Raw genomic sequence first — 16,830 nt, forward strand, 5'->3', positions numbered from 1 at the left:
GGGATAAATGATCTAGTATGAATGGCTTGTTACATCGCAGTTAATTTCCGTGCAAGGCTTCGCTTTCCGCGGGCGGCCGATGAGCCTCCTCGTCGCTTATGCGCCTGTGGGGTCTCATCTGTTCCGCTTTCCCCGAAGGAGTCTTCGCATTGCCCTCCAATTAACTGCTGGAAGCAGCCACCATGCATGAAAGCTACGTTCATCTTACCAACAGAAAAATCCGAACAAAGTTGATGCTCCATTAAGAGTCTCGAGTCCTCGTTCGGATCTTCCTTCAATTAAAATATTTTTGTTACAGCCTCTTTATATTAAAAAGTTTGGGCAAGTTTTTTTGCTTCTGCTATTCCTTTTTCTTTAATTTCTTGGGCTTTATCTGGCATTGCGTTATGCCCTTCCACAAAAATGCCGTCTAACGAAGGTACTCCGAAGAAATTCATCATAATCCCAATATAACGATGCCCCATTTCCATATCAGCTGCAGGGCCTTCAGAATAAATGCCTCCGCGCGCTTGAATATGAAGCGCTTTTTTATCCGTTAATAGTCCAACCGGACCCTCTGCCGTGTATTTAAATGACTTACCCGCTACGGCTACAGAGTCTAAATAGGCTTTCATAACCGGTGGAAACGAAAAGTTCCACATAGGCGTTACAAAAATATATTTGTCCGCTGATACAAACTGTTCGCTCAATTCTGCAAGGCGATTGACCTTCTCCTGTTCATGAGAAGAAAGTTCAGAGCCAGACTGAAGTTTGCCCCAGCCGCTAAATACATCCGCATCAATATGAGGGATATTTTCTTTATAAAGGTCAATATGTACAACTTCGTCACTTGAATTGTGCTCTTTGTAAGCATCGATAAATGCTTTTCCAGTTGCCATACTGAATGATTGAGACTCATCGTGAGGATGAGCTGTAATATAAAGTACTTTTGCCACGTCTTATCATCTCTTTCTTGTTTGAAATAATGTACTGTCTTATCGTTATCACTCCCATAAAAAACTATACGCGCTTTGTCAGGCAAGCTAAAAAAGAACGCAAGAAAGGGATGCCTATATAGAAAATAATGGTATAATAAATGTTTGAATATTTACATAACAAGTATTTCTAACAGAAGTAAATAAGAGGTGTCGAGATGAAAGAAAAATGGATAATCGTTACGGGTGCAGGTTCTGGAATTGGCAAAGAAATTGTAAAAGAGTGTGTGTCGAAGGGCTATTCAGTTATTGCTTGTGATATTAACGATGGAGCTTTGAAACAGCTAGCTGAAGATACAAAGGGCCATATTGAAACACACGTAGTAGATGTTAAAAAAGGAAACGATGTAAAAGATCTTTTTTACCAAATAAAAGATAAAAATTTGTATGGGTTAGTCAATAATGCGGGCGTATATTTAGGAAAAAATTTATTGGACTATGAAGAAAACGAAATAGATTTTGTGATGGACATTAATATTAAAGGATATGTTTATTTTTCCAAGTACTTTGGCGAATTATTAATGAAAAAAGAAACGGAAGGAGCGATTATTAATATATCCTCCGTGTCAGGAATGGAAGGAAGCTCCGATGCTATATATGGAATGTCTAAAGCAGCAATACTAGGATTAACCAAGAGCTGTGCGATGAATTTTTCTCCTTATATCCGGGTGAATGCCGTAGCACCTACAATGGTAAATACCGATATGATGAAAAATATTCCAGAATGGCGCAAAAATGAATACATTGCTCATCAGCTGATTCCAAGCTTTGTTACGCCTCAAGACGTGGCAGATACGGTTCTTTTTTTACTGAGCCCTCAAGCAAAACATTATACAGGAGCCACTTTCGATTTAAATAGCGGATGTTATTTGCGCTGAATACTCTTTCAAAAGGAATGGAGACATTAACTACATCAATCCAAAGGCGCACAAATGGGATAAATAATTTAGTATGGCGCTTGTTACACGGCTGTCGCTTTCCGTGCAAGGCTTCGCTTTCCGCGGGCGGCCGATGAGCCTCCTCGTCGCTTGCGCTCCTGTGGGGTCTCATCTGTTACGCTTTTCCCGCAGGAGTCTTCGCCTTGCCCTCCAATCAACAGCTAGAAGCACCTACATACATGAAACCTACGTTCACTATCACCATGAAAAATTCAAATGCACTTAATTCTCAATAAAGGATTTTAATTCATAGTTCGGATCTTCCTTCAACTAAAATACGTTTGTCCCATCCTCCTTTTTGTTTTCTTAAGAATTCTTAAGAAATTTACTTAACGTTTCTTTAGATTTTTTTTCTATTCTAGAAAGAAAGAGTAGAAAGAAGGAATAGAAAATGAATTTAGCTTTTATGTATCAATATTTTCACCAGCCGCGAACGGTAGGCGCACTTTTGCCGAGCTCTACGCACTTAGCGAAAAAAATGGTAAAAGGGATTGATTTTGAACATGCAGACTGTATAGTAGAGTACGGGCCAGGAACCGGAGTTTTTACCCGTGAATTAATGAGAAGACGAAGCGCTTGTACAACTTTGCTTCTTATCGAATACAATCGGCATTTTTACGAAAAAGTAAAGGAACAAGTAAGAGATGAAAAAAATGTGTATGTGATACACGGATCCGCTGAAAATGTTCAAAAGTACTTGATACAGTATGATATTCCAAAAGTGGATTACGTACTATCAGGTCTTCCTTTTGCTTCTTTAACGTCTGAAGTGTCGGACTGTATTTTGCAAAACACGCGCAGCGTATTAGCGAAGGAAGGGAAATTTATTACGTTTCAGTATACGAATTTAAAAAAACAGCTGATCCGCTCGTTTTTCCCTCAGATTAAAGTGGAAAAAGAGTGGAGAAATGTTCCTCCTGCATATATTTTTACATGCGAAAAAAATCAGATATAAGGAGTTTGTAAATGAAAGACAGAATTTTGATTATAGATGACGATGAGCAAATTCGTAATTTAATTGCTATTTACTTAGAAAATGAAGGATTTGAAGCGCTGAAAGTTTCTAATGCTGTATCTGGATTAGCGCTTTTAGAGGAACAAGAAGTAGATTTAATTATATTAGATATTATGATGCCGCAGATGAATGGAATCGATGCTGCTTTTAAAATACGTGAAGAAAAAAACATGCCCATTATTATGCTGTCGGCTAAGTCAGAAGATATGGACAAGATTTCTGGGTTAACAGCAGGCGCAGATGATTACTTAACAAAACCATTTAATCCTCTCGAGCTCATCGCACGAGTAAAATCACAAATTAGACGCTATAAAAAATACAATGAACGTGCTGAGCGCGATATTATTCAAATTGGCGATTTGGAAATTAACCGCAGCACCCGGCTTGTCTTTGTGCGCGGCCAAGAGATTCGTTTAACACCAAAAGAGTTTGATATTTTAGAGCTGCTGGTACGCTACAAAGGAACGGTGATGAGTATGGGGAAAATATATGAAGCCGTATGGCAAGAAGATGCGTTTAAATCGGATAATACCGTAATGGTTCATATTACAAAGATTCGCGAAAAAATTGAGGATAATCCCAAAAAGCCAATTTATATTAAAACCATATGGGGCGTAGGATACAGAATATGAGAAGAATAAGTGTAAAGCTTCTTTTTGCTATCATTATAAGTTTTTTGGCTACCAATTTAATTTTTATTTTAATTGCTAGGCTTGTTTTGAGCAGGTATATACAAGAAGAGAAAATGAATGTCCCTGCATATAATGTATTAGCGTTTGGACTTTTCTTTATCGCCGTTGTGGTCTTTGTTTTTGTTTTTTTAGCACTTATTCGTTCTCATATTCGTTATCTGAAAGAAATCTCTAAACAAGTTCAAAAAATTTCAAATGGAGATTTAGGCGCAACCATCCATGTACGAGGAAAAGATGAACTGGCTGAATTAAGTCAAAACATTAACAAAATGTCTGCGCAGCTTCGTACAAAATTTGATCGTGAACGAGAGCTGGAGCAAGCAAAAAATCAGCTAATATCCAGTGTATCTCACGATTTGCGTACGCCGTTAACATCCATCGTTGGGTACCTAGATTTAATCAAAAAAAGAGAAAGTATGGATGATGAAACATTATATAGCTACTTATATATTGTTGATTCAAAAGCAAAATACTTAACTGATTTAATAGAAGAATTGTTCGACTATACAAAATTAACGAGTCCTGATCTTCAGCTTCAACGAAATGAGGTCGATATGAAACGTTTGCTTCAACAGGTAATAGGAGAGTACGAGCCAATTTTAACAAGAGAAGGCATTGATGTTCATACTACCTTTGCTTGTGAATGGAATGCATTTATTGATGTGGAAAAAATGGTAAGAGTATTTCAAAACTTGCTCGAAAATGTCAAGAAATACAGCAAAAAGCCTTCCGTATTAGAGGTGAATCAGGAGATTGACGAGGGTTACATAGTTATTTCTTTTAGGAACAGCATTAACATCAGTGAAAAAATTGAGGTAGAAAAGTTGTTTGATCGATTTTATCGAGGTGATGAATCAAGAACGGACGCGAATGGTTCAGGTTTAGGACTGGCTATTGCAAAACAAATTATTCAGCTGCATCAAGGAGAGATACGAGCGGAACGTCAGCATAATAAGCTCACTTTTTTTATAAAGCTGCCGTTAACACAAGAAAGCCTTAAGAATCACTTGTAAAGATTCTTAAGGCTTTTTGCGACTATTTTGATGCCGTATTCAAATTCTGCAAGCGTCGCATAAGAAAAGGATATTCTGATATGCTGTGAAGCCTCATGGTCATACAATGCGCCTGGATTTAAAAGAACTCCTTCGTCGAGACAGTGCTTAAATAACTTCCGCATCGAAACAGGCTTATGCAGCGTAAGCCAAAAATAAAAACCACCGCTCGGAGCATTCCACACAGCGAGATTCTTCAAATACTTCTCTAGAATAGCCAGTGTTTGCTGAGATTTTTCTTTTAATTTATAGCGTACGCTGGCCACATGCTTGTCGTAGAGTCCGGTTTTGAGAGCTTCAGCAGCAGCCCATTGAGATAAGGAACTGGCTCCGTAGTCAACTTGCATTTTAAGGTCAGCTAATCGCTCAATTACATGTTCAGGCCCTATAATCCATCCAATTCGAAATCCTGGACTGAATGTTTTAGAGAACGTTCCTAAATAAAGAACCATTCCATTTTTATCTTGAGCTTTTAACGAAAGTGGAGGCGGTGAATAGAACCAAAGCTCTCCGTAAGCATCATCTTCAATAATAGGCAAATGCATTCTTTCACACTGGCGAAGCAGCTCTTGGCGCCTTTTTTCACTCATCGTTACATTGGTGGGGTTATGAAAGTTCGGTATTGTATATAAAGCTGTGCCTTTTTCTTTTTCGTGGTGGTCTTTTAATGAAGCTAAATGCATTCCTTCTTCGTCTAACGAAACGCCCGTTATTTTCATTTGTGCGGACTGAAATAACGGCAGAGAATAAAGATAAGAAGGCTTTTCAGCTAATATATTGGCACCTGGAGGCAGCAGGCCGATTGAAATTAACTGAAGGGCTTGAAGTGAACCGGATACAATTAAAATAGATGAAGAAGAAGTTTCAATGCCTCGTTTTTTTACATGCTTGACTAACTCTTGTCGGAGTTCATCATTTCCTCTTGGGTGCTCGTAGCCCAAGTGTACGCCTCTATGATTAATTCCGCTAAATAGTTCCGAAAGCTGATGGGAAGGAAGCAGGTCAGGTGCTAACTCTCCAGTTCCTAAACGAATAATGTCCGGTTGAAATTCAGCTTCGTTAATATGGCGGATAGTCGGAGAATTTGGTCTGTATATTCCTGCTTCTACATACGAATTCTAGTTCATGTGAGAACCTGATGCTAGTAAGCTCCACGTATTGTTAATGACCTTGGTGCCACCGCCTTTGTTTCCGCTGAGCAGTCCTTCAGCAATTAAGTTTTCGGTTGCTGTCACCACCGTGCTTCTATTTACAGAAAAGCTAGCAGCTAAATGGCGCTGCGGAGGAATTTTAGTTCCAATAGGCCACTCTCCATTTATGATTTTCTCTTTCATATACTCTTGAATTTGTTTGTGCATTGGCTTTTTATCAGCCGGATCTGGAGTCCAGTTCATGTGAGACCACCTTTTTATAATTTGGTTGGTATTATAAATCAAAACTTGGATGGAGACAACAGGGGATGTCAATTGTAGTATAAAAGAGAAAGGAGAGAACAACATGTTTACAGTGGTTATACATGCTTTATTGTTAGCATTCGGTTTGATTTTACCTTTAGGGGTACAAAATGTGTTTGTTTTTAATCAAGGAGCCAATCAACGAACGTTCAAACAGGCGCTTCCCGTAGTTTTCACGGCTTCTGTTTGTGATACGATTTTAATTCTAGTAGCAGTGCTGGGAGTTTCAGCAGCAGCCGCTGCTTTTTCATTTTTTCAAACGCTTATTTTTGGAATAGGTCTTCTTTTTTTAGCGTATATGGGCTTTGTGACGTGGAAGAGCGAACCGTCAAAAACGTCAGTAAAGGAAGAAATGACGGTGAAAGCACAAATTTTATTTGCTGCTTCTGTATCTCTGCTAAATCCTCACGCGCTGATGGATATTATGGGCGTGATTGGAACAAATTCTCTACTGTATAGCGGAAAGGAAAAATGGGTTTTTACGCTGGTGACAATATCCGTTTCATGGATATGGTTTTTGTCCTTAGCTTTTGCAGGAAAAGCAGTAGGAAAAATGGATTCAAATGGGAAAATAATGATTTGGGTGAATAAGGCTTCTGCATGTATGATTTGGGGAGTAGCTCTTTACATGGCAAAAAGTATGTTTTTTCAGTAAAATAGATGCTAAAAGGAAAGTTATGTAATAGAAAGAAGTACTTTTTTCTAGAAAGCGAGGGGTAAAGATGATTCAAGGAATTAATCATATGTGCTTTTCTGTGTCAAATTTAGAACAATCCATCATATTTTATCAGAAAGTGCTAGGAGCGGAACTTTTAGTGAAAGGAAAATCCACCGCTTACTTTAGTCTGAATGGACTGTGGCTGGCGTTAAACGAAGAAAAAAATATTCCTAGATCAGACATTCAGTATTCGTATACTCATTTAGCGTTTTCTATTTCTATTGAAAACTTTGACGAAGCAAGAGAACTGTTAAAACAGCATAATGTAACCATCTTACCGGGAAGAAACCGCGACGAAAGAGACAGAAAATCTATTTATTTTACGGATCCGGACGGTCATAAATTTGAATTTCACACTGGTACGCTCCAAGACCGTTTAGCGTATTATCAAGAAGAAAAGCCTCATATGACATTTTATTCGCCAGAAGAGTAGTATTAAAATAGTTATATAAGGTTACAGTTTTATTACATTCGCATTCCTCGCTCAGTTATCATTAAATAAACGATACTGTTGTGATATAATGGAAAAAAAGTGAGGAGGAGGAAGAATGTATACCGCAAAACAGGTGAAGTTTGGTTCGCATATTGTGATAGGCGTACTTTTCGGCATCCTAGCTGCGATGTTAATCGGCACTTTTTATCAAAATGTACCAGGTGTATTACCATACGGGATGATTAGCGGACTTGCAGTAGGACTCATAGCAGATACATATTATACAATTAAAACAAAAATAAAGGTTATCTAATATAGTGTAGTACTATCTTCAGGAGAAATAAAAGATTCCTCTTGAAAATAGTACTATTTTTATGAGGAAAATGGTTAATTTCCACTTTAGAAAAACAAGTCAGTGAGCTACAAAAATTGTAAATTTATTATTTTGAATCACAAATAGGGGGTTGAAATATCACATTAACTCTAAGTATAGAATTATATGTTAAGGTAAATAACCGTTTTCTAAACAGTGAAACGGTTTTTACTTTTTTTCTAATTAGTTTTATTGCGCGTCAGATAAAAGGTCTAATAATTAAGTAATTGTTAGTAAAACTGCGGATAAGAGGTTTTTAAAGCTGCTACTAACAGATAAAATACTGTTGCTTTTAATGGTTCATCTATAGAAAACTTGATAATTTTACTAAAATCGTTCTCTTGGAGTACATAATATATGCTATCATTGTTGGGTGAAAAAACTACATACCAAAAAAAGGAGAAACAAATGAAAAAATTAAGAAGAATCGGCCTAGGACTTGTAGCATCTTTGCTATCTATTAGTTTAGTAGCTTGTGGGTCAACAAAAGAAGAACAAAAACAAGGATCTGCTAAGCAAGAGCAGAAACAAATGGGGAAAGAGCAGAAGAAACTCGAACAAAAACTCTCCAAATTAGAGAGTGAGTATGAAGAATATACAAAAGAAAAAGGATATATGGAATCTGATGATTATCTTGTTTTTGAAGCAGACTTTAACATACTTGCAAAGTCAATTGAAAGCAAGAATATTCTTCAAGGCGATGATGGTGAACTAGACAAACACTTAAAAGACTTAAAAACTGAGATAGACAATTTAAGTAATGATCAAGCAATAAAAGCTCAAAAGCGTTACGGTTCGGCAGTAGATGTGTACGAGGCTGCAATAGGTACTCATATGCATATTGTATTAACGAAAGCCGATATTACTCAGCACTTTAATGCAGTAAACACGATTGAGTTAGACAAAGATTTTAATGCAGATAGCTACGATTATGAAAAAATTGATGCAGACGCAACTGAGGCTATTAAGTCTATACAAGGAATGCCTATGAAAAGAATAAAGCTTATTAAGGAAGAGTTGGAGAAATATAAAGATAGCTTTAGTACTGAAGAATATAATCAATTGAATTCCGCAGTCACTAGTGTAACTTCGTCATTAAATAAACAAGTTGAAATGCTAGAAGTTCTACAAAAAGAAAGCGGTAAGGATAAATCAACTTTAGAAGAAAACACAAAAGCTGCTGAAACACAATTTTTAGATGCTAAAGAAAAAGTGTCTACATTTGAATCTAAATATGATATCCAAATGTAAGATATATGCTTTAAATACAATTGTTTATTAAAATAAAAAGCCGTTTCTTAACCAAAGAAACGGCTTTTTACTATTTCTCTCTATTGATCTTTGGTGTACGCAAGAAGAAAGAGAGTAAAAGTGCAACCAGACCTAATAATGTAGCAAATAAGAATACATCGTTCCTACCATCTATAGTCGGAGTTGTTATTGCTTTAGCGTATAGCGATATAATACCGCTATTACCTAACTGACTAAGTTGACTACTAAAGAAATCATTGTTAGTTGTTAGTGTATTAGTGTAGTTTGAAAGATGTTCAGTAGTTTGCTGTGTCATAATTGTAACAAGTATAGCCGTACCAATTGAACCTGCAACTTGACGAATTGTATTACTTAAAGCTGTACCGTGAGAAATTAAATGGTGAGGTAATTGGTTCATACCTGCAGTCATAATAGGCACCATAATTAATGCATCTGGCAATAATAGTAGATCTGATTGAAGCGGCGTAAAGCCTCAAATGCTTTGTAGATAGATTGGCAGCAGTTTTGAAATTATTTAGGATGAAACATAAAAAATTATAATCAGATTTGTTGAAAATCAATCCAAAAATTATTAATGTAATTTTCTGAAACTTTTCTTCGTGCTAAAACGTATAGTAAGTATAGGGAATGTTAATTTAAATTCCGTTTTGCGGAAAAACATTTAATATACAGTCGGAGGATATATGCTGTATTACGCGACGCTAGGTGAACTAAAGAAAAAAAGGGACCTGAAGCGATTTAACTTATGAAATTAATCCTTTTATTGGGTCAGCAAAAGGAGGGGTTAGTAAAACTAATCAAATTTTTAAGAGGTAATCAAATGTAATATTGAAATTAAAAAAGGGGGTAGTAAAATGACAATGTGGCTGTGGGCAGGCGGATGTATAGTGTTTTTGTTAGCAATGGGTTACATTGCAGATCGTGTAGCCGTAAGGAGAAGCATTGAATTTAGTCCGGAGGATGGAATTAAAAATGCTACAGATGCAGAACAAATATATGTGGAGAGCTATTTAAATGAAACAAAAAATACGAATAATAATATACCGCTTTAATAGAAATTATAAATAAAAGGCTTATCCGCTGCTACTTGCATTAGGGATAAGCCTTTTTGTTTTATACTTAGTTCCAAACTTCGTCTAAAGTATCTCTAAACAATTGATCTAATTCATATGTAGGGTCATCTAATTCTACGGATAAAGTTCTCACGTATTTGTCTAAACGGTCAATTTCTAAGTTCAAAAATTCATTAATAACATTGATGCGTGGTTCTAAATCTAACTCATCACCACTAATTTTACGCTTTAACAGCTTGCTAACCTCTTCTTTTAATTCTCCTTCTGGTAACAGTTTCTCTAAGAGAATAGGAAATTCTACTGGAGGAAATTCGTTATATTGCTCAATCCACTTAGCAGCTAGCACAGGTCTTAAAACATAAAAATATTTTTTGATTTTTACTTCGTCACCTTGTAAATACTCTCGAAAGTTATTTCTAGCCATATTTAAATAGTGGTATATACAAGAAGTAGGAGTAAAGATGTTAGAATGTAGTTCTTTCATTTTATCAAATGTTGAATACGCCTTGTAATATACAATGTTTGATTGTATCCATTCTAGTAAGGGTGGGTTTGATTTTCTAAAAAGTTTTAATGTCTTGGTTACGTCCCAGCCGCTAACATCTAATAGGTCATTAATAGGTAGCTCTATTACATCTCGCTTTTTACCTACACCCATTGGATCAATGCTTAAATATTTATTCCTCTTATGAATATAAATAAATCTAACATCATAATCGCTATCTTTAGATGGAAAGTCCCACGCTCTACTTCCAGATTCACAAGCGTATAATACTTTTACGTCGTAATCTTCTTCAATTTTCTTTAAAGCTGCAACGATTGTTTCTCTCATAACCCAACCTCATTTTCTTTTAATGCTTTCTATATAAAGCTATTACTATTTCTCCTATTATATTTCATAATGGATGGAAAATGGTAAATAAATAAAAGAAGCTTCCTTTAGGACTCTAAAAATCTACGAAAATATAGAGAGTAAAGAATTATATCACTCAAAAAGCACTACATCCAATCCGTTTCTGCGGTAACAGGTTAGAAGCGTATACAGTTCTGCACGGTGATGGTATAAATGAGACTGAATTTCAAGCAGCCACTCAAAACGTGTATACGTGCATCCCCAATAGGATGTCTGCAGTGAAAATAGCTTTTGTTCGTCAAAAGAAGAGTAAACTGCTTTTAGCTGATTGAAGCCCTCTACTAAAGCTACTTTGAGTTCAAGCTTTGTATAAGCTGGATGCTGCAGATAAAAGTCATTCATTTTATCTGCAGAGTAGCCTAAGGAAATATAATAGTCTGCACTGCAAATGAGACATAAATGCTGAAGCAGCTCTTGAATAGACCGCTTGTGAGGGAGGGGACGATAAGCAAGCTCTTCTTCTGTAACGTCATTAATAATTGCGGTTAGGGAATGGATGTTAACGTTTATTTGATTAAATACCGTCTCACAATACGAATTCATATATTCACATCCTTTTTATTCAACTAAATACCGCATTTTTTGATCGAGCCAGTACTCTGATTTTTCATTGTTATCGAGCTTAATATAGCAATCGACAATTTCATCATAAATGAATTCCTTTTCTTCTACTAAATCAATAAATTTAATGAGTAAAAATACGGCTTTTGAAACTTTTCCATTCTCACAAAGCCATTCTTTCATCCAGATTAATAAGTCAAGAAGAATAATCTCTATTTTTACTCGGATATCAAGGAACCAATCGTCATAAATCGTTGTTAAATAATGAGGAACTAATTGGTGCAGTCGCTGTTCAGCTTCCTTAAATTTCAACGCCGGATCAGACTGTTCGGTAATCCACTGAAGGTCAGTTAGTAAGTCTAATCCATCGCTTGACACATCGGCGTTTAAAGAAATGAGCTGCCTGTTAACAAGTAAAACTGGCTCTTCCTTTTCTGCGTTCAATAACTTTTTTAAATGAGACAAGTAGACGCGTAAATTCTTTTTGGCATTGCTTAAAGGTACATCAGGCCACAGCGCTTCGCATAGCTGTTCTCTGCTGATAGAATGATGAAAAATAAGATATAGTAAAATTTCTTGAGCAAAGCGCTTATTCCAGCCTTCTGTAATAAGCTGGCCATTTACATATACGGAAAAAGAGTACAAAAAATCTACTTTAAGAGAGGGTGTATGTGCATGAAAATCTTTTTGTATATCTATAGCTGTGTCACTTTCCCAGTTCTTAAGTATTTTCATAGGATCATTCTTTAAAGAAGGTAATTGTTGTGTATTACTTTTAATAAAATCTATAACAATTTCTTTGAGTAAAGCTGTTTTTTCTTTTACTAGAAATGAAGAATGAGCGTTAGGTATGGTCATATGACTGTAGTTTTTTAAAAACATCGTTTTTGAAATCAGATACTGTGATGAAAGCAGCAAATCATGTTGGCCAGATAAAGTGAGTACAGGAAGTGAAATACTAGTCAACTCTTGAAATAGATTGTCTGTAATAGATAGTTTAAGAAAGCGGAAATATACCCCGGGATCCATTTTTTTTAGTCTTTCAATTACCTGTTGTATGTTTGTAGGTTCCAGACTCTCTAGTTTGCCTAATTCGAAAATTTTTTCTACCGGTATTTGGTTTTTACTTTCTTCGTTGTAACATCTCTTAATCTTTTGAAGGGTGCTATCGGAATAAAAAGGAAGAGACAATAGTATCAGTCCTTCAATAAGAAATTCATAGCGATTAGCAAATTTAACAGCGATTTGTCCTCCAAATCCCACTCCAACTAAGTAACATTTTTTTATATGTAACGTATGTAATAAGTGGAAAAGATCTTCAATATGAGCCTCGAACGATATCTCCCCTGTAGCGGAGGCGCTGTTTCCTGTCTCTCTCAAATCGTATTGAATAACAGAATAATGTTGGGTTAATTCTGCAGTAATAGAATCAAAAAGCGTATGATCAGTGATAACAGAATGAATCATCACAATGGTGTCTGTCTGGTCAGTGAACGCGGGCGAATGAACTTCATAGTAAATTTTTTCTGTCGCCGTATGCAGAAAAGGCATAAAAACAATCCTCCTAGTGTCTAACTGTAGCGTTTGTGTAACGGTAAAATTATTATGATAAGAATAGACAAAAATTTCAAAAAAATAGGTGCTTTTTAGTAATTAAAAAATGTCTAATGTTCTAGTAATATCCATTATACTGTAAAACCATAGTGAGAAATAAGAGAGAATGCCCAAAAATAGAAAAAAGAAAACGTTATCAATTTCGAAAAAAGAAGAAAGGAGGAGAATTATGAATTTTAAAGACGAAAATACGTTAGACTTAGAATGGGTTATGCTCATAATGGAAGCAAAACAAACAGGTATAAGCATCGAGGAAGTTAGACAATTTTTACAAAGCATTAGTTCAAATGCTTAGCCGATACAATGATAAGGGAATAAATCGTTCCCAAGTATAGATAACCTTTATAACCAGTCTCAAGCTATCTTCACTAGATGCATAATCACCCCTTTATGGTAAGAACGTTTATTTATAATGCACGGTAAAGTGAAATTATGGTATTATTATCGATAAGTAAGCATTAGTAAGGGTGATTAAAATGACAATTGGCCAACGTATTCGAGATCTCAGAACGAAACAAGGAATATCGCTAACAGAACTTGCAAACCGAGCGGGTGTTGCTAAATCCTACATATCTTCAGTAGAAAGAGGAATTCAGCTCAACCCATCTATTCAATTTCTAAACAAAATTTCTACCTCATTGAACGTGAGTATTGATAGATTAATTCATGAGCCTATGGATAAATCTGAATCGTTGGATATTGACGATGAGTGGCTTGAGTTAGCAAAAGAAGCAGCGGAGTCAGGAATAAGCAAAGAGCAGTTTAAACAATTTCTTGAATTTCAAAAATGGCAGCGGGCAAAGCAAGATTAACTTCGCGGAATATACATAAAAGAGAACTTACATAGAATAACTGCTAAAAAATCATGATTACAAAAAAGAGATTCCATTTATCTATGGAATCTCTTTTTTAGGCTTAAGAAGAAATAAAATGGGACGAGAATTCTTTTTCTCGCTGAAACTGAATACGTTCAAGAGTTATTAATTTAGGCTTTCTTTTCTGTTCAAACTGTCTCAATGTTTCTGAAATCTCTTTGTTTTGATAAAAAACTTGATGCAGTAAGTCAGACAGTAAGTCAGCATCTTTTAATGACTCGTTTAATCCAAAAGCGCCAGTGGGGGTCATCGTATGAGCAGCATCCCCTAATAATAACAGGTGATGCTTTGACCATACTTCGCTTATGCTGCTTTGCACAGAAAGAAGCGTAAAGTCTGACCACGACGTAATAAACCTTTCTATTGAAAGGTTTAAGCTAGGGAAAGCGTCTATTAAACGCTGAATAAACGGTCTAAACGATTGTTTCCGAAGAGCAGGATAGCTGCCTTTTTCAATATTCCATCCGATTTGAACAAAGCCTTTTGCTTGAGAAAAAAGCGCCACCTGCTGCTGCTTCACAAGTGCAAATTTAATAGAAGGCTCCCAATTGGCTGGTGCAGGAATTTTTGCCCAAAGCAAATCGTATCCATGATTATGAATATTGGTTTTTATGTGCGCAAGTTTGCGAACAGTTGAATATCGACCATCTGCTCCAATAATGATTTTACTTTCAACTATTATTTCACCTTGGCCTTTTTGCTGAGCTTTTATTCCAGTATATTGGCCTTTTTCATTCTGCATTAGTTCCGTTATTTTTGTGCCCAGCATAAGTTTGTAGGAGGGATGGATGCTTGCTTGGTTATTTATAGACTGAAGGAGATGCTGCTGTGGCACATGAATTCCTGCATGTCCAAGTTCAGATTCTATCGTTTTGAATATATGTCCATCCTTCCAGTATTCGACCCTAGACATTCGAAGGAGGCCTAAGCTTTCAATTTCTTCAAATATATGATGTTTCTTAAGAATCATTTCTCCATTTTCATTTAAATGTTCGCCTCGAAATTCTTTTCCAAGCGTATCAGATCTCTCTATCAGTATAGTTGATATATTTTGTTTAGCCAGTAGATAGGCCAGTAGAGCACCGCCTGGTCCGGCTCCTATTATACACACTTCTGTTCGATAGTTCATTTTCTTCACCTTGTTTGTTATATGCAATTAAGTTACTTTTAGTAAGTATATTAACTTTTATAAATGTTAATGTCAACTTTTTTATAGCTTTTCTTCTATGAAATTCGCTCTTTGGACAAAACACAAATAAGGTTCTATATAATCAAAGTCAAAGATTAAGTTTTATGGTAAACTAAAATACACAAATTATTTTGAATAATTTGTATAAAAAGGTTAAATTTCAAAATTGTTGAGAAAAAGCACGGTTGGAAAGCTGCAGGATTTTTAGCAAGAAGAGTAGAGATCGTTTCTGAAAATTCTAGCAAACTCCAATTTCGACTGGAGGATGATTATGACAAAAGTAGAACATTATATTCAAACATTGGGTAACAGTGCAGATTTGCTAACAAAAAGGCAGACAAGCATTTACTTCGAAAAACTTTCAAACACCTTTCCTTTTTTAACAATCATGCAAATTAATTGGAGAAAAGTATTAATTAAAAAGTCCACCCGGCATATTGAAGAAATCAAAAAATGGCTTCAAGAGATGAATATAAAAGAACATCAGGTTGTTTTATTCTGGAAACGAGCAACTAAAGCTGTAAGCGTCGATTTAGTTCAGGCTTTACTGTTTTTTCAACAAACAGCTGATCTGACAGAAGAAGCATTTATTTACTGTCCGTCTGTTGACTATGTAATTGAGTATTTTAAAGACGGTAAAATGATGATTGGTTTAGCAGCACGTTAATTAAAAGGAAAAAAAGCTGAGAGAGGAGGCGAATTAGAACTTCTTCACTCAGCTTTTTATGCATATAAAATCTGAAAAATACGAAACATAACGTTATTTACAACATAAATTACCTTCTCTTTATAATTAGTGGGAAAAGTATTGACATTTTCCATAAAACAAATATAATTAACATTAATCATATTGTTAATTGTAAAAAGAGCGATCAGGAGAAATGATGAATGTCGAACAATAAAGCAATGACGAATCAAACGAAAAAAGAATACCCTAAACCCTATGGCTATACGTCAGATATTGCTGTATTTACGATTGTGACGGAAGAAAAAGAACCATACAAACCACCTAAAATGAGTTTGAAATTAATGCTTATCCAACGAGCAATGGTGAATGCAGAGGGAGAAAAGAACAGCGAAGCAGGAAAGTGGGCGCTTCCCGGCGGATTTGTCCATCCTGATGAATCAGCTTTTGAAGCGGCCAAAAGAGAGCTCGAAGAAGAAACTGGCGTAAAGGATATTCATTTAAAACACTATGGTGTCTATGATGAGCCTGGCAGAGACGATAGAGGATGGGTCATTACAAACGCACATTATGCAATCGTCCCAGAAGATAGTCTAATAAAGCGAAAAGCGAATGATGATGCCGCTCGAGTTGAATTGTTTAAAATAGATGAAATCTTTTCATTGCCTTTAGCTTTTGATCATGAAATCATCATTCGAGATGCAATCAAGGAAATTAAGAAAGATTTATTGCAAACGACCATTGCCCAGAAATTTCTGCCTTCTCAGTTTACATACTCTGAGCTGCAGGCTGTGCTGCTTACCGTAACGGATGATGCAGCGATTAAAAGTGATCAGGCCTTTGCACGAAAAATAAGAATGCTGCCATTTATTGAAGAAGTAGACGGAAAAACAACGACGAGAACGTCTAAAAAACCAACAAAGCTCTACCGGTTTGTTGAAATGAATGTGATGAAGCCAATCTATACAGCACGCTATTAAAAGAAAAACTTTCAATTTA

Annotated in this window: 21 protein-coding genes and 1 pseudogene; 13 read left to right on the forward strand and 9 right to left on the reverse strand. The window is 35.9% G+C overall.

From position 1 onward, the window contains the following. Positions 1-29: 29 nt before the first annotated feature. Together ACFX4G_RS06275 and ACFX4G_RS06280 are read right to left on the reverse strand one after the other, a co-directional pair. A complete protein-coding gene (locus tag ACFX4G_RS06275; RefSeq protein WP_043982217.1) occupies positions 30-242 on the reverse strand; it encodes a hypothetical protein in 213 nt (70 codons plus the stop codon). Positions 243-308: 66 nt separating this feature from the next. Next, on the reverse strand, positions 309-935 hold the full coding sequence (locus tag ACFX4G_RS06280) for an FMN-dependent NADH-azoreductase (RefSeq protein WP_043982218.1): 627 nt from the start codon (positions 933-935) through the stop codon (positions 309-311). 197 nt (positions 936-1,132) lie between these two features. Between ACFX4G_RS06280 and ACFX4G_RS06285 the strand changes: the two genes are divergently transcribed. Next, positions 1,133-1,852: an SDR family NAD(P)-dependent oxidoreductase gene (locus ACFX4G_RS06285; RefSeq protein ID WP_043982219.1), complete on the forward strand. Its 720-nt coding sequence runs from the start codon at positions 1,133-1,135 to the stop codon at positions 1,850-1,852. Positions 1,853-1,935: 83 nt separating this feature from the next. Here the strand turns inward: ACFX4G_RS06285 and ACFX4G_RS06290 are convergent, their stop codons facing one another. Beyond that, on the reverse strand, positions 1,936-2,070 hold the full coding sequence (locus ACFX4G_RS06290) for a hypothetical protein (RefSeq protein WP_272911204.1): 135 nt from the start codon (positions 2,068-2,070) through the stop codon (positions 1,936-1,938). Between the two features lie 233 nt (positions 2,071-2,303). Between ACFX4G_RS06290 and ACFX4G_RS06295 the strand changes: the two genes are divergently transcribed. Genes ACFX4G_RS06295 through ACFX4G_RS06305 form a run of 3 tightly spaced genes read left to right on the forward strand, consistent with a single transcriptional unit; the run spans position 2,304 to position 4,632 of the window. Beyond that, positions 2,304-2,867, forward strand: coding sequence for a class I SAM-dependent methyltransferase (locus ACFX4G_RS06295; protein WP_162214160.1), 564 nt, complete (start codon positions 2,304-2,306; stop codon positions 2,865-2,867). A gap of 11 nt (positions 2,868-2,878) precedes the next feature. Further along, positions 2,879-3,559 carry a response regulator transcription factor gene (locus tag ACFX4G_RS06300; RefSeq protein WP_165575218.1) on the forward strand — a complete coding sequence of 227 codons (681 nt, stop codon included), beginning with the start codon at positions 2,879-2,881 and terminating at the stop codon, positions 3,557-3,559. Continuing rightward, positions 3,556-4,632 (forward strand): HAMP domain-containing sensor histidine kinase, encoded by a 1,077-nt coding sequence (locus ACFX4G_RS06305; protein WP_043982222.1) that lies wholly within the window; start codon positions 3,556-3,558, stop codon positions 4,630-4,632. Before ACFX4G_RS06300 ends, ACFX4G_RS06305 begins: the two co-directional genes overlap by 4 nt. Here the strand turns inward: ACFX4G_RS06305 and ACFX4G_RS06310 are convergent. Next, a pseudogene (locus ACFX4G_RS06310) lies at positions 4,623-6,065 on the reverse strand (aminotransferase-like domain-containing protein). The gene ACFX4G_RS06305 and the pseudogene ACFX4G_RS06310 overlap by 10 nt on opposite strands. Before the next feature lie 103 nt (positions 6,066-6,168). Here ACFX4G_RS06310 and ACFX4G_RS06315 point away from each other — a divergent pair. From ACFX4G_RS06315 to ACFX4G_RS06330, 4 genes are all read left to right on the forward strand, one after another. Then, positions 6,169-6,780: a LysE/ArgO family amino acid transporter gene (locus ACFX4G_RS06315; protein ID WP_043982225.1), complete on the forward strand. Its 612-nt coding sequence runs from the start codon at positions 6,169-6,171 to the stop codon at positions 6,778-6,780. A gap of 67 nt (positions 6,781-6,847) precedes the next feature. Beyond that, the gene (gene fosB, locus ACFX4G_RS06320) at positions 6,848-7,276 is read left to right on the forward strand and encodes a metallothiol transferase FosB (RefSeq protein ID WP_025752225.1); all 429 of its coding nucleotides are present in this window, start codon (positions 6,848-6,850) and stop codon (positions 7,274-7,276) included. 115 nt (positions 7,277-7,391) lie between these two features. Next, a complete protein-coding gene (locus ACFX4G_RS06325; RefSeq protein WP_016763981.1) occupies positions 7,392-7,589 on the forward strand; it encodes a hypothetical protein in 198 nt (65 codons plus the stop codon). A gap of 468 nt (positions 7,590-8,057) precedes the next feature. Then, entirely contained in the window at positions 8,058-8,900 is an 843-nt protein-coding gene (locus ACFX4G_RS06330) for a hypothetical protein (protein ID WP_322551993.1), read from the forward strand. Positions 8,901-8,970: 70 nt separating this feature from the next. On the opposite strand, the gene ACFX4G_RS06335 is transcribed toward ACFX4G_RS06330, so the two are convergent. Further along, positions 8,971-9,330: an efflux MFS transporter permease gene (locus ACFX4G_RS06335; RefSeq protein ID WP_377573392.1), complete on the reverse strand. Its 360-nt coding sequence runs from the start codon at positions 9,328-9,330 to the stop codon at positions 8,971-8,973. Positions 9,331-9,775: 445 nt separating this feature from the next. Here ACFX4G_RS06335 and ACFX4G_RS06340 point away from each other — a divergent pair, with 445 nt between their 5' ends. Continuing rightward, on the forward strand, positions 9,776-9,973 hold the full coding sequence (locus ACFX4G_RS06340; RefSeq protein WP_162214163.1) for a hypothetical protein: 198 nt from the start codon (positions 9,776-9,778) through the stop codon (positions 9,971-9,973). Positions 9,974-10,040: 67 nt separating this feature from the next. Here the strand turns inward: ACFX4G_RS06340 and ACFX4G_RS06345 are convergent, their stop codons facing one another. From ACFX4G_RS06345 to ACFX4G_RS06355, 3 genes are all read right to left on the reverse strand, one after another. Then, on the reverse strand, positions 10,041-10,826 hold the full coding sequence (locus tag ACFX4G_RS06345; protein ID WP_377573395.1) for a nucleotidyltransferase domain-containing protein: 786 nt from the start codon (positions 10,824-10,826) through the stop codon (positions 10,041-10,043). Between the two features lie 153 nt (positions 10,827-10,979). Further along, positions 10,980-11,450, reverse strand: a complete 471-nt coding sequence (locus tag ACFX4G_RS06350) for a DinB family protein (protein ID WP_043982232.1) — start codon at positions 11,448-11,450, stop codon at positions 10,980-10,982. Positions 11,451-11,465: 15 nt separating this feature from the next. Next, positions 11,466-13,019, reverse strand: a complete 1,554-nt coding sequence (locus ACFX4G_RS06355) for an alpha/beta fold hydrolase (RefSeq protein WP_162214166.1) — start codon at positions 13,017-13,019, stop codon at positions 11,466-11,468. A gap of 232 nt (positions 13,020-13,251) precedes the next feature. Between ACFX4G_RS06355 and ACFX4G_RS06360 the strand changes: the two genes are divergently transcribed. Together ACFX4G_RS06360 and ACFX4G_RS06365 are read left to right on the forward strand one after the other, a co-directional pair. Then, complete coding sequence (locus tag ACFX4G_RS06360; protein WP_013083022.1) at positions 13,252-13,377, forward strand: anti-repressor SinI family protein; 126 nt, start codon at positions 13,252-13,254, stop codon at positions 13,375-13,377. 181 nt (positions 13,378-13,558) lie between these two features. Beyond that, complete coding sequence (locus tag ACFX4G_RS06365; protein WP_013056901.1) at positions 13,559-13,894, forward strand: helix-turn-helix domain-containing protein; 336 nt, start codon at positions 13,559-13,561, stop codon at positions 13,892-13,894. A 103-nt stretch (positions 13,895-13,997) separates the two neighbouring features. On the opposite strand, the gene ACFX4G_RS06370 is transcribed toward ACFX4G_RS06365, so the two are convergent. Next, on the reverse strand, positions 13,998-15,086 hold the full coding sequence (locus tag ACFX4G_RS06370) for an FAD-dependent monooxygenase (RefSeq protein WP_043982235.1): 1,089 nt from the start codon (positions 15,084-15,086) through the stop codon (positions 13,998-14,000). 331 nt (positions 15,087-15,417) lie between these two features. Here ACFX4G_RS06370 and ACFX4G_RS06375 point away from each other — a divergent pair, with 331 nt between their 5' ends. Both ACFX4G_RS06375 and ACFX4G_RS06380 read left to right on the forward strand, forming a co-directional pair. After that, a complete protein-coding gene (locus ACFX4G_RS06375) occupies positions 15,418-15,813 on the forward strand; it encodes a CDI toxin immunity protein (protein ID WP_162214168.1) in 396 nt (131 codons plus the stop codon). A gap of 221 nt (positions 15,814-16,034) precedes the next feature. Next, on the forward strand, positions 16,035-16,811 hold the full coding sequence (locus tag ACFX4G_RS06380; RefSeq protein ID WP_057236878.1) for an NUDIX domain-containing protein: 777 nt from the start codon (positions 16,035-16,037) through the stop codon (positions 16,809-16,811). The last annotated feature ends 19 nt before the right edge of the window (positions 16,812-16,830 follow it).

The organism is Priestia sp. YIM B13486, from assembly GCF_042787865.1.
Taxonomy (GTDB): domain Bacteria; phylum Bacillota; class Bacilli; order Bacillales; family Bacillaceae_H; genus Priestia; species Priestia megaterium.

Coding starts and splice junctions, on each gene's coding strand:
- ACFX4G_RS06275 (WP_043982217.1), bottom strand. CDS start 242: ATGGAGCATCAACTTTGTTCGGATTTTTCTGTTGGTAAGATGAACGTA.
- ACFX4G_RS06295 (WP_162214160.1), top strand. CDS start 2,304: ATGAATTTAGCTTTTATGTATCAATATTTTCACCAGCCGCGAACGGTA.
- fosB (WP_025752225.1), top strand. CDS start 6,848: ATGATTCAAGGAATTAATCATATGTGCTTTTCTGTGTCAAATTTAGAA.
- ACFX4G_RS06335 (WP_377573392.1), bottom strand. CDS start 9,330: ATGACTGCAGGTATGAACCAATTACCTCACCATTTAATTTCTCACGGT.
- ACFX4G_RS06305 (WP_043982222.1), top strand. CDS start 3,556: ATGAGAAGAATAAGTGTAAAGCTTCTTTTTGCTATCATTATAAGTTTT.
- ACFX4G_RS06370 (WP_043982235.1), bottom strand. CDS start 15,086: ATGAACTATCGAACAGAAGTGTGTATAATAGGAGCCGGACCAGGCGGT.
- ACFX4G_RS06375 (WP_162214168.1), top strand. CDS start 15,418: ATGACAAAAGTAGAACATTATATTCAAACATTGGGTAACAGTGCAGAT.
- ACFX4G_RS06300 (WP_165575218.1), top strand. CDS start 2,879: ATGAAAGACAGAATTTTGATTATAGATGACGATGAGCAAATTCGTAAT.
- ACFX4G_RS06345 (WP_377573395.1), bottom strand. CDS start 10,826: ATGAGAGAAACAATCGTTGCAGCTTTAAAGAAAATTGAAGAAGATTAC.
- ACFX4G_RS06315 (WP_043982225.1), top strand. CDS start 6,169: ATGTTTACAGTGGTTATACATGCTTTATTGTTAGCATTCGGTTTGATT.
- ACFX4G_RS06365 (WP_013056901.1), top strand. CDS start 13,559: ATGACAATTGGCCAACGTATTCGAGATCTCAGAACGAAACAAGGAATA.
- ACFX4G_RS06340 (WP_162214163.1), top strand. CDS start 9,776: ATGACAATGTGGCTGTGGGCAGGCGGATGTATAGTGTTTTTGTTAGCA.
- ACFX4G_RS06330 (WP_322551993.1), top strand. CDS start 8,058: ATGAAAAAATTAAGAAGAATCGGCCTAGGACTTGTAGCATCTTTGCTA.
- ACFX4G_RS06360 (WP_013083022.1), top strand. CDS start 13,252: ATGAATTTTAAAGACGAAAATACGTTAGACTTAGAATGGGTTATGCTC.
- ACFX4G_RS06325 (WP_016763981.1), top strand. CDS start 7,392: ATGTATACCGCAAAACAGGTGAAGTTTGGTTCGCATATTGTGATAGGC.
- ACFX4G_RS06350 (WP_043982232.1), bottom strand. CDS start 11,450: ATGAATTCGTATTGTGAGACGGTATTTAATCAAATAAACGTTAACATC.
- ACFX4G_RS06355 (WP_162214166.1), bottom strand. CDS start 13,019: ATGCCTTTTCTGCATACGGCGACAGAAAAAATTTACTATGAAGTTCAT.
- ACFX4G_RS06380 (WP_057236878.1), top strand. CDS start 16,035: ATGTCGAACAATAAAGCAATGACGAATCAAACGAAAAAAGAATACCCT.
- ACFX4G_RS06285 (WP_043982219.1), top strand. CDS start 1,133: ATGAAAGAAAAATGGATAATCGTTACGGGTGCAGGTTCTGGAATTGGC.